This window comes from Chitinophaga flava, assembly GCF_003308995.1.
GTDB lineage: Bacteria > Bacteroidota > Bacteroidia > Chitinophagales > Chitinophagaceae > Chitinophaga > Chitinophaga flava.
This window is the reverse complement of the sequence record NZ_QFFJ01000002.1, coordinates 2543568-2556117: the sequence shown is the minus strand read 5'-3', so window position 1 is coordinate 2556117 and position 12550 is coordinate 2543568. Positions and strand designations below refer to the sequence as shown.

Genomic DNA, 12550 nt, shown 5'->3' with positions numbered 1-12550 from the left:
CCTTGTTACTCCTCTGTTTTGCGCTCCCGCGCGATAATCACTTCTTATGAAACATTTCTTCGCACTCGTCCTTCTCTTCATCACCTACAATACCGTTTCCGCGCAATCCGGTGACAAACCAAAAATCATCCGCTACGATCTCTATGTAGGCGACACCATGGTCAACTATTCCGGTAAAACCAGACATGCACTCGCCATCAATGGCACCATTCCCGGTCCTACCCTGCATTTCACAGAAGGAGACACTGCTGAGATATATGTACACAACACCCTGCATCACGAAACTTCCATCCACTGGCATGGCCTCATCCTTCCTAACCAGGAAGACGGCGTCCCCTACCTTACTACCCAGCCTATCAAAGGCATGCAAACACATAAGTTCCGTTTCCCGGTGGTACAACACGGCACCTACTGGTATCACAGTCACACTATGTTCCAGGAACAAAGCGGCATGTACGGCTCCATCGTTTTTCACAAAAGAAATGCATCCCCTGAGAACGAACAGGTAGTACTGCTCAGCGACTGGACCGATATACATCCACACCAGGTAAACCGTATGCTGCACAATGCCAGCGACTGGTTTGCCATCAAAAAAGGTTCTACCCAGAGTTATGCAGAAGCCGTTAAAAAAGGATATTTCGGCACTAAAATCAATAATGAATGGAAACGTATGAACGCCATGGACGTCAGCGACGTCTACTACGAACGTTTCCTGACCAACGGTCAACCTACCGCCTCCAACACCACCTATAAAGCCGGCGATAAAGTGAGGCTACGCGTGATCAACGGCAGCTCATCCACCTATTTCTGGCTAGGTTATGGCGGCGGCAAACTCACCGTAGTAGCCAATGACGGCGCCGACGTAGAACCCGTGGAAGTAGACCGTCTCCTTGTAGGCGTATCCGAAACATACGATGTGATCGTTACGATTCCCGACAATAAAAGTTATGAATTTCTGGCTACCGCAGAAGACAGGACCAACAGCACCTCCTTCTGGCTTGGATCCGGAGAGAAAGTAGCAGCCCGCCATCTGCCCAAACTCAAATATTTCGAAGGCATGAAAATGATGAACGGCATGATGCTCATGAATGGTAACCTCGACACCAGCGGTGGCATGATGATGACCAACCAGATGATGGACATGAACACCGTAATGTATCCGGAGATCACAGAACCCGATTCTACCGCCGGCGATATCGTGACACTCAACTACGGCATGCTCAAAGCACCGGAAAAAACCACGCTGCCCGAAGGTCCCACCAAAGTGCTGAACTTTGAACTGACCGGTAATATGAACCGTTACGTATGGACCATCAACAACAAAACCGTGTCTGAAGCGGATAAGATCCTCATCAAAAAAGGCGAGAACGTCCGCATCATTCTCTATAACAACACCATGATGCGTCACCCGATGCACCTGCACGGACACTTCTTCAGAGTATTGAACGGCCAGGGCGAATATTCCCCGCTCAAAACCGTACTGGACATCATGCCCATGGAGACAGACACCATTGAATTTGCCGCCACCGAAAGCGGAGACTGGTTTTTCCACTGCCATATCCTCTACCACATGATGAGCGGCATGGGCCGGGTATTCAGTTATGAAGACTCCCCTCCCAATCCGCAGGTACCAGATCCCGCAATGGCATACCGTATGCTCAAAAAAGATGACCGTATGCTGCATCTGATGGGTCAGGTAGGGCTGGAAAGCAACGGCAGCGATGGTGAGATCATGCTGGCCAATACCCGCTACCGTCTCTCCGCCGAATGGCGTATAGGCCTCAACGATAGACATGGCTATGAAAATGAAACTCACTTCGGACGTTACTTCGGCAAAATGCAGTGGCTATTCGGCTACGTAGGCTGGGATGTACGCTACCGCAAAATGGAAGAAGATGAAAAAAACCTCTTCGGACAAAGCAACACCAAAGACTCCAGACAGGTATTCCACCTGGGTCTTCAATATACATTACCGATGCTCATCGTCGCCGATGCCTCCATCGACACCGACGGCCGCCTGCGTGTACAGCTGATGCGCGACGACGTACCCATCACGAGAAGATTACGGTTCAATTTTATGGTCAATACCGACCGGGAATATATGGCCGGCTTCCGTTATATCTTCACACGTCATTTCGCCCTCTCCACCCACTACGATAGCGACATGGGCCTTGGCGCGGGGATTACGCTCTCTTATTAAAAATCCCAGGGCTGAAGCCCTGGGCTATTTTTGTTGTGGGATAAGACGATGGTTTTAAAAATAGGGAGGTTCGTTTTGGGATGTTATAAGATAAATTGGCCGATAATAATTTAACACTGGGAAATAAGGACGTATTGGTTAGTATGATATGAATTAACTACAAAGTCTTCCCAAACAAAAATTTCCCAGGGCTGAAGCCCTGGGAAATAAAATATTAGCCTAGGGAATAAGGATGTATTGGTTAGTATAGTATAAATTAACTACAAAGCCTTCCCAAACAATTTTAGCCCAGGGCTTCAGCCCTGGGATTTTTATTTTTTATATATTCGGCTATGAAAATCGCGATAACCGGTGCGACAGGTTATATAGGATCGGTGCTGACCCCTATACTGCTGGCCGAAGGACACGAACTACGGATACATACCCGCTCTGCGCAGCCGGAAGTTACCGGTATTACTTACGTATATGGTTCGCTGTTAGACCCTGAATTTACAACGACTTTCACTTCCGGTATGGATGCTGTGATACATATGGCGGCTATTATCTCTGTGAGTGACCAGCCTGATAAAGAGGCTTTCCGATTTAATACGGAATCCACGCGTTTGCTGGCGGCAGCAGCACAGCAAAGCGGTGCCAAACGTTTTCTGCTGGTGAGCTCCATCACCGCTTACGATCAATATCCTTATGAAGAAAAGATGGACGAAACCCGTCCTTTTACACAGGGGATGCGCTATGGCTACGATCATTCCAAGGCGGTATCCCAGCAGATTGCCATGACTTATAACCGTGATGGACTGGAGGTGATCGTATTGGCGCCAACGGCGGTGGTAGGCCCCTTTGATAAGCGTCCTTCCCTGATAGGAGATGCGGTGATCCGGATTTACAAAGGAAATATTCCCGCACTGTTTCCCGGCGGCGTTGATTTTGTAGATGTGCGGCATGTGGCTATAGCTATTGTACGGGCACTGACAGCCGGTCTTCCCGGGGAAGCATATATCCTGAGCGGACAATGGACTACCCTCAAAACACTTGCTACCCATATCGGAGAGATCCGGGGAAAACGTGTATTCCTCCCCGTATTACCCGTATGGCTGGTGATGGGACTCCTTCCGCTGGTACGGTACTATGCACGACTCAGTGGCGGCGCCCCCTACTACACCCGGCAATCGGTATACAACCTCACCCGTAGCAACCGCAGCATAGACAGCAGCAAAGCCAGGCGGGATCTCGGTTTCGGGACAGCGGATCTGGCTACTACATTAAAAGACACCGTTCAATGGTTTAAGGAAAATAAGATGTTGTCATGAGCCAATACCTTTCACTTCAACAATACTACCTCTTTATCACCTGCTGGTCGGCCATCGGCATTATCACCGCACTTTATCTGCTGAAAAGGGAGGCTCCCTATGGCCGTTACACCTCCGATAAATGGGGCCCTATGGTCAGTAACAAACTGGGCTGGATACTCATGGAAACTACCGTGCTGGTATCTTTCTTTGCCTGGCAACCTATTACCGCCGTCCAGTGGACTTCACCTGCCGGGGTGATGACCGGAATGTTTCTGGTACATTACCTGCATCGCAGTTTCGTGTATCCGTTGATGATACGTACCCGTGGTAAAAAGATGCCGCTGGTAATTATGCTGTCTGCCATACTGTTTAATACGATCAACGGCTCCCTGCTGGGCGCCTGGTTTGCTGATTATGCGAAGTACCCCGACAACTGGTTGACCAGCTTTCCTTTTATAGCCGGGGCTTTGCTGTTTGTGACAGGCATGGCGGTGAACTGGTACGCTGACTACCGGTTAATACATCTGCGCAAGAAGAGGGAAACCGGCTACAAGCTTCCACAGGGAGGCATCTTCGAATATGTTACTTCTCCCAACCTGATGGGCGAAATTCTTGAATGGGGTGGTTATGCCCTGCTGACCTGGAGCGCACCAGCGCTGGCTTTTTTCATCTGGACCTGTGCCAATCTGGTGCCCAGAGCCGTGGCCAACCAACGCTGGTACCGGCAACAGTTTCCGGCCTATCCTGCACAACGCCGGATACTACTGCCTTTTATCTGGTAACGTTAAAGGGCATACGCTTTTATCTGTAAACAGGAAGGAGCCGGTATCTTCAGTTCGTTACCGGTCTTTTTCAACAGGCCGGTAACGGTATTCCGTTCAAACACCACTACATTATTGCTCATCTGGTTGGCCACCAGCAGGTATTTTCCGGTTGGGTCTATTACAAAATTACGGGGATGGTTGCCAGCGGTCTTTTGACGGGCAATCCTGGTAAGTGTTCCTTTTTGCTGATCTATCTTATAAATTACGATGATATTTTCTGCCGCTCTGGTAGAGGCATACAAAAAGCTGCCATCCGGAGAGATATGTATGTCTGCGCCACTATAGTCGATGTCTGCGCGGCGTTTATAATGCGCTGCAATACGCTGCAGGCTATCCAACCGCCCATGCCGGTAATGGTAGACCGACACCATGCCTGAAAGCTCTTCTATACAATAAGCATATGGCAGGTTGGGGTGGAAGGTGAAATGTCGGGGACCACTCCCTGGTATAGTAGCAGTATAAGGTATTTCGGGCTGCTGCAATGGATGGGATGATGTGCTGTCAAAGGCAAAACAGCGGATTTTATCGGCACCTAAATCTGGCAGCAACAGGAAATGATTGTCCGGATCAAACACACAGGAATGAATATGTGAGCTCCGTTGGCGATCGGTGAGGCTGCTGTCGTTAAAAGGAATTACCTGTGTCGCCGTTCCGATACGGCCATCTTCTGACAACGGGAATACCGCTGTGCTGCCACCGGTGTAGTTGGCCACTGCCAGCCATTGGCGGCTGTTGTGTTCTGTCAGATAAACCGGATTCTCCCCTCCGCTGGGCTGACTGCTGATGAACGTAGCCTTACCATTAACAGGGTCGAAGGCAAAGCTGCTGACACTCCCCGCCCCTGGTGTTTGTGCTTCCGTACAGGCATATACATGGTTGCCGCTGGCCGAAGGTACCAGGTAGGCCGGATTCAGCACCTGGCTGATGCTACTCATTTGTTGTAAGGAGCCGTTGCCCGGATTAAACCGGTAAATGTAAATGCCATCTTTGTTTTTATCACGGTTATACGATCCTATAAACAGATAATACTGCTGCGCTCTTGCAGAGAGCGTATATAGTACCAGTAGGCACAACAGGTAATATTTCCTGGACAAGACAAATGATTTAGTATGTGTGCACAAAGCTATCAAAGCGACCGCACAAAACATAATGCCCTCCCCGTTAATCATCTCCCCAAAAAATATTATACAACCAAAAGGTTGCATATATTTACACCTTCAAAAGTGTCGCATATTTTATGAGGCGAGATATGTTGCGGGCAATAGCCGATCCAACCAGAAGAGAGAGGGTATTGGAATGATTGCCTCTTAATTATTAAATATCAGTGCGATGGCAAGACGACTTTGACATAAGCAGGAACTTCAAGCAAAAAATAAAAAGTATGGCAGCAAAAAACGACAGCGTTACCGCTTCGCGGGAACTGGTGATCCACCGCACCTTCGACGCTCCAAGAGAGCTTGTTTTTAAAGCATGGACAGAACCCGAACTCCTGATCAAATGGTGGGGGCCCAAAGGATTTACCAATACTTTTCATGAGATTGATGTACGCCCCGGCGGCGTATGGCGGTATACCATGCATTCCGCAGAGGGACAACATTTTGAAAACAGGATTACCTATTCTGCAGTAGAACCTCCCTATCGGCTGGCCTATCTGCATGATTCCGGAATTGACAATGATCCCGATCGTTTTGAGGTAGATATCAACTTTGAAGAACAGCATGGGAAAACCCATCTCACGATGCGTAGCACCTTCCTGTCTGCAGAAATACTTGAGAAAATAGTAAAAGAGTATGGTGCCGTGGAAGGAGCCCATCAAACACTCGACAAGCTGGAAGCCGCATTGGCAACCATGCAGTAAAGCAGCGTATATCTCATAAACACCCATCGCAAGGAAAATTCCTTGCGATGAGTATATTGAAGTCAGCTTATATCACCCAGCAGCTCATTAAAGTCTACATATAATCCGGGTTTGTGCATAATTAGAGCTATAGTAATTTGAACTGTTATTTTAGCTTCTTATCTGCCAGTATTCATCTCCCCAGTTTTTGTAGAGCTGATCGTAGGAGGTAATGCCGTGTGGCGGATCGTTTGGATCGTATACCAATGTAAGTCCGCGCACCAGTTCGAAAATATTATCACAGATTTCATCATAAGGCTCATCCCAGTCCCATACTATCCGGAATATCTTGTCTTTATTTTCATCGCGGGTACCTACATACAGCCCTCCTCCCATTCCAATATCAGTGATCTTGAAGAAACCATAGTCCATCCATTCGGGTTCCCGCTGATAGTTGTTCTGCCACATGATTAAGTTGAATTCCAGGTCATACATGAGAGAGATATCCAACACTTTTTCAGGATCATTTAGCAATGGATAATAGGCTACCATCGCTGCTTCCCGGTAATTTTGTATAGTTGTGTCGAAATATCTTTCACCAGCCAATACCTTTCTGTCTAAATGGAAGGTAGATACAAAAAGTTTATACAACGGTGGCAACTGAATACCATATTGTTGTTCTAGTGTTGCTATATCTATACTTTCTTCCTGTTTGCGTGTTTTAAACAACTCAAATCCTGATCTCATATAATCCGATTTCTTATTGAAGATGATACAAATGTCGTCAAATCTAAAAATTCCACAAGTTTCTAGCGGATAAAAATTCCCTGCAAGCCTCGTTTGATCACGGCCTGACCTCCATTATGCCTGAAAGCGCCATGTACTGATGTTCTGACAGGTACCATAGTAACACCGTCTTCGAGATGGTGCCAGGTATGTACTACCCATTCGCCATCGATCAGGATTAAACACTGTGTGCCAGGCCTTGGCTCAAATCGGGGATTGGGTCTAAATAAAGCATTTGCTCTGGTCATGTCACTGGCATCCGCTACCAGAGGCGCTCCACCTGTTAATGTTGGGTTGTACTCAAACTCCCAGGCAGCATAACCAGAGAGATCAGGGAAGCCCTGCCGGTTGTAGTGGATCGTTACCGATTCCCAGGAACCTGGTGATAACTCAAGTTGTTTAGTCGCACTGAAAGGCGGTTCTGCAAAAGCCGGCGTTCTATCCGCACTACCCACCATTTTGAATTTTTTATACATGTCATTCAACCTTTCCAGCATCTGATCTGACAGGGCGTTGATCCTGCCAATCACTGCCGCATCAGCAACCGGATCATAACGTTGTAAGAATGTCCTCAGGGAAGGAAGTTGTTCTGCTCTTGCCAGCAAAGCTACATGTACAGCTTCTGCACTCATCGCTTCAGCAGCCGCGTTCAACAGCACATATTTTCCGGAGGGAGCTCCTTTTGCACCTACTTGTACTTCGGGTGCAGTATTAACATTACCATCCGGTGTAAGCCGACGGAAGCTATGTTCATATTCAATTACACCATTCTCGTAAACCTTCACCCAGCCATGGTTGGAGGCCAACTCCGTTTTCAGCAGACGGCTTACAGACTGGGCTGTTTCCAGATCTGCGCAAGAAAGCAAGACCAGTTTTTTACCAACCAGGTCATCCTGTGTACGTATCCATTTGGCCAGAGAACGATGACTAAGTGCTACCTGTTGTCCATTGTGGATGACCGAATAAGCACCTCCCTTACCATGAACCGTAATATATACATTACCATCATCCACTTTACTCATCCACGTCATCACCTGCTGTACATCACCGGAACCTAGTGTTACGGATCTTCTGCCAATTTCCAGCGCATCCGCCTCTTCTTTCTGTAACACTAATGCATAATCTGCCTGAAGGTTGTCCAACTGACGGATACCATCCTTGCCAAAAGATTCCAGTTTGGCCGCCAGACCAGGATTGGTTTCCCGCAAAGTTTTCAGATCGGTCAGTTCATATTCCTTAAATATCGCTTTCAGCTCCTTCAGGGCAATTGTATATTCAAGGTAGTGTTTAGCCAGGCCGTAATAAAGGCGCCCCCCCTGTCCAATCGCCAAATAGGTATTCACCTCTCCCCATGCGGCAACGAACTTTCTACCACTTTCCGACTTCGCTAGTTCCTCCTCATTCTGGGCAATATAGAGGTTACCATTAGCAACCACCATATCTACAGTTGCCCATAAAAATGCTCCCGCTGTAATTCCCCGTATCAGCATCTGTTGTGTGGCAGTCAACACAGCGAGCTTATTAACCAGAATATTGACATCCAGGTTTTCATATTTATTAGCGAGATAAGTCAGGCTCAGTGCTGGCATATAGCCAACTATTCCGGTATCGAGCTTTTCTTTGGTATTGGAATACAGCCTAACAAGTTCGAAAGGTCGCAGGGTAAACGTTTGGTGGAACATACCGGCATCATCACACCTCATTCCAACTGAAATTGTTCCGTCACCTGTAAAGAACCGGGCATCAATTGGCTTCTTATAGTGAATCGTATTCCGTAGTATACCATCCTCTCTCCAATAACAGTATCCAGGGAAAGTATTTACATTTCTAGCCAGCTCATATTTATAATTCGCATCACTTGAGCTATGAGTCTTAGCAAATTCAGCGAAGGTATCGTCCATTTGTGCATATGCCTTCTGCCACTCACTAGCTGACTTGGAGCGGAAGTACAATTGAGACATTACAGCATAATATTCCTCCAGCTCTGCACCATCAATGGCATGGAACAAGGAGCCCAGCAAAAAGCTATCATCCTTATCAAATAAATTTATCAGTGCTGCAGCATCTTTATCCGGAGTACTTCTAATCAGCTTAATAATGGACATTTCATCTGTCTTACCAACCACCCAGCCATTGGCAATATTTTTTATTATGGCAAAACGGTCTTCCACACAAATAAAATTCTTCATATCATCCTCACTGATATCCTCTATAAAACTGTCCAGTAAGGAGCTCTCTGGATTCAGCAACAGCTCGGATAACAGTTTTTGCACAGCTTTCGGCTTCTTCTCCAATGGCAGGGTACAGTCAACGCATTGCTCACCAGTCACCTCTTTTACACCGATCATTTTTTTCTCATCGTCCACAAATTTGACTTCAGTGGCAACCGCATATTCCATTTTTTGCGCAGTATACCTTCCGGCATAAAACACCATCTTACAAGGCGAGAATTCCACACCTGTTACCACCAACCGAGTCTCCGTAGATTCCAATTGTTCATATCTACCAACATCAGTATTGTAGTAGCCAACAAATTTGCCGTCTGAGAAAATTGCCGTCCAGTACTTACTATCCTGGAAGAAACCTGTAACTACTCCAATCGCATCTTTTGACAAAGGTGACTTTTCTCCCGTGGCTCTTACTTCCATGTAACCGGCAAAAGATACCTTTGCCGCTTTGTCCAATCGGATAATCTGTCCATTAGGAGCTACATACCCGATTTTTCCATCTTCGATATAATCCTTGCCTGTTATATCTTTCAGCAGATAATCGGATACAAGTATATAGTCCCCGCTGAAGAGCTGACTCTCTTTATCATCTTCCAAAATGCCCCATACATGGCCCGGGTCATGGACTACATCCCACTGGTATTTCAGGAGGTTGTAGCCACTGCTGTAATCCATGAGGTTGTCGGTACTACCTTTATCGAGTCCGATACCTGCGCTGAACGTATGTTCCAGCGTAAAGGCACCATGACCGGTTTCGTGTGCTACCGTGCGGATGATTTTTTCAGCAGCGCCATTTTTTATGAAGACGAAACCGAACTGGCTCTGACGTGGCATTTTACCCAACTCGTCACCATCTTTCAACGCAACTTCGTTGACAACAAAGAGGTAAGTGGCATCCTTATCTATGTTGTGGTTTTTGCGATAAGCCTTGCGCATGGCTTTCTCCTCACCGGTGAAACCATTGCCCAGGACAGCGCTTTTGCTGTCCTGCAGTATGGTATCCTTGTTCAGATCCCAGTCTTTGTTAGCGCGGAAGCTTGCATCCGTTTCTACGGTAAAGGTGATACCAATCTTTTCATAAGCATCTTTCAGGGCTTTGCTGATGGCATCTTCAGACACGTTTGTGTTGTAACCTACCGGCACCAGTATCACCCGTTTTTGTTTGGGCGCGTAGCTGGCTACCAGCAGTTTACCCACACTGATGTATTTGCCACCTTTGGTGTATACGGCATATACTTCCTGCGCATCGCTGGCAGGACCGCCGGTCAGCGTGATAACAAAACCATCTTTAGTGGAATCAGCCGGATAAGTAATACCCTTGCCGCTCACAAATTTGATCTTGCTTCTGTCGATGTCTTTTGTATTGACCAATGTAGCGATTACCTGGTCCTGCTCACCCGGAACGATGGCCTTGGCACTTACACGATAACGGCCATCGGCCAGTTTCTCATAACTACTGTCGAGCACTGGTTTGCCGTAGTAGCTGTCTTTCCAGCTATCGAAGGCATACTTGCTGTCTTTCACTGAGAAGGTGATCATACCGTTACTCAGATCCAGTTTATTCAAAGCTGCCAGTGCCGCAGGGTTGCCTGCGAGTGCTTTATCACGTGTACCCGCTGACGTTACCTTACCACTTTTATCGACATTATAGAGGTTACCATCAGTATCTTCTATTACCAGCGGTAAGACCTTTCCTTTCTCTTTATAGTTGATCACCTCTTCCTGTCCGCTATTGGAATCTTTCAGGGTGATGGTGCCTTTATCGGTATCTATTACGATGCTTTCTTTGGTGAACAGATGCAGTTTGGTAGTGATATCCGGAATGAGGTCGCCGGTTTTTACCTGTCCTACTTCATCACCGCCACGCTGGTGTTTTACGGCGTCACTCACAAATTTGTCGATACCGTCTGTTACGGCCTGCATCTCACCACGGGTCACTACCAGGTCTGTATTTACAGATATCCTGTTGAACTGCAGCAGCATGCCGGTGCCAAAGCCTGGTGTAATCACTTTACCACGGCCGCTGAAAACGCCGTCGGCACCGGTCACTTCAGTAAGCATTACGTCGAAGTGGCCGATACGGAAGATACTACCGGCCATGGCTGTAGGCAGTGGCGTACTATTCTGTGGTGTCTGCAACAATGCCGGATCACCGCAGGTGAAAGTGCGGGAGGGTTTAGTCGTTACCGTTACTATGTCGCTGAAGGGGCCATACACACCGGCTACGAGCCACTGCAGTCGTGCTTCGTAGCTGCGGCCCGGTTCGAGGCTGTTTACATTCAGGACGGTATCACGCGGAGATTCGGCTGTACGCCAGTCATATTCCACACCATCTTTTTTGGCGGCGCGGTATTGTACGCGGTAGGCATCCACCTTATAACTCACGTTATCAGGAGCCAGCTGCCAGGAGAGCTTGATTGTTCTTTCACCGGTAGCCTGGCCGGAGAGAGCAGGCTTGCCGATTTTGTTAGTTTCAAAAGGATTGTTGCCCAGGTAGGTAAACCGGCAGCTCTGGCTCAGTCCCTGATTACTGAACATATCACGGCCGCTCTTGTCGCGGGCCTGTACGATCCATACGTACTCCATGCTGTCTATCAGCGCCGGTTCACCAGGGCCGTAGGCGATGGTATTCTGTTCGGTGGTGATGGTATAGATCGCGCGGGTGCTGCGGACGATATAATCAGGATTGCTGTTTTTGGGTTTTATTTCATAGAGAGAGAAGATGTATTCTGTGCCTCCTCCTTCCAGTGGATTGGGCGTATTACGACTGCTCCAGCTGAATGTCAGGAACTGCGGATCTCTTTTTTCCACACGACTGCCACAGATAGGCATATTCAGCAGCGGTGGGTCATTTTTCTGGAAGAAAAAGATATTAGCGCCGATGTTACTTACCTGCACTTGCGGACGGCGATAGTCAAAGGCCGTGAAAGTAATGCGGTAAGAGCCTTCCGGCAGGGAGCGGGTGCGCTCATAGCTGTCCCGGCTAAAACCACCGCTGAACTCAATATTATTGGTACTCAGATAATCTGCCAGGTCGGCGCCGCTGATAATAGTGGGCACGCCGGCACTGAGCGTCAGCGGACGTGGATTAAAGGCCGGTGCTGTTCGCATGATCAGCGTACCGTTGCGCTCCACCGTCATCTGCAGCCGCACATCATAAGAGGGCTTGGTCAGGTCATTCTGTACGAGTATTACCCGTAGCTTGTCACTGCCCGGCACTGTATAGTCCGGAAGATATACACTATAGGGCGGAATAATCTGCGTGCTGGCAGTAACAGGATATTGCTGGGCTACAACAGTTTCTTCAGCTGTAAATAAACACAGCAGCAAGCATAGGATACGGATAATACGATACATCTTATTACTAACTCTCTCTCTTAAAAAAA

7 protein-coding genes are annotated in these 12550 nt (G+C 47.7%); 4 read left to right on the top strand and 3 right to left on the bottom strand.

Features of this window, described 5'->3' with window-relative positions; genetic code table 11:
• Positions 1-46 precede the first annotated feature (46 nt).
• The 3 genes from DF182_RS26365 (at position 47) to DF182_RS26355 (ending at position 4271) form a co-directional block, all read left to right on the top strand.
• On the top strand, positions 47-2200 hold the full coding sequence (locus DF182_RS26365; RefSeq protein WP_113618747.1) for a multicopper oxidase domain-containing protein: 2154 nt from the start codon (positions 47-49) through the stop codon (positions 2198-2200).
• A gap of 332 nt (positions 2201-2532) precedes the next feature.
• Complete coding sequence (locus DF182_RS26360; RefSeq protein WP_113618746.1) at positions 2533-3507, top strand: NAD-dependent epimerase/dehydratase family protein; 975 nt, start codon at positions 2533-2535, stop codon at positions 3505-3507.
• On the top strand, positions 3504-4271 hold the full coding sequence (locus tag DF182_RS26355; protein WP_113618745.1) for a DUF1295 domain-containing protein: 768 nt from the start codon (positions 3504-3506) through the stop codon (positions 4269-4271). The genes DF182_RS26360 and DF182_RS26355 overlap by 4 nt, the downstream gene beginning before the upstream one ends.
• Positions 4272-4273: 2 nt before the next feature.
• On the opposite strand, the gene DF182_RS26350 is transcribed toward DF182_RS26355, so the two are convergent.
• Complete coding sequence (locus DF182_RS26350; protein WP_245957567.1) at positions 4274-5407, bottom strand: lactonase family protein; 1134 nt, start codon at positions 5405-5407, stop codon at positions 4274-4276.
• A gap of 287 nt (positions 5408-5694) precedes the next feature.
• Here DF182_RS26350 and DF182_RS26345 point away from each other — a divergent pair, with 287 nt between their 5' ends.
• The gene (locus tag DF182_RS26345) at positions 5695-6171 is read left to right on the top strand and encodes an SRPBCC family protein (protein WP_113618744.1); all 477 of its coding nucleotides are present in this window, start codon (positions 5695-5697) and stop codon (positions 6169-6171) included.
• Positions 6172-6321: 150 nt separating this feature from the next.
• Here the strand turns inward: DF182_RS26345 and DF182_RS26340 are convergent, their stop codons facing one another.
• Together DF182_RS26340 and DF182_RS26335 are read right to left on the bottom strand one after the other, a co-directional pair.
• Positions 6322-6897 (bottom strand): hypothetical protein, encoded by a 576-nt coding sequence (locus tag DF182_RS26340; RefSeq protein ID WP_113618743.1) that lies wholly within the window; start codon positions 6895-6897, stop codon positions 6322-6324.
• 62 nt (positions 6898-6959) lie between these two features.
• Entirely contained in the window at positions 6960-12521 is a 5562-nt protein-coding gene (locus DF182_RS26335) for an HNH endonuclease (protein ID WP_161964274.1), read from the bottom strand.
• Between the last annotated feature and the right edge of the window lie 29 nt (positions 12522-12550).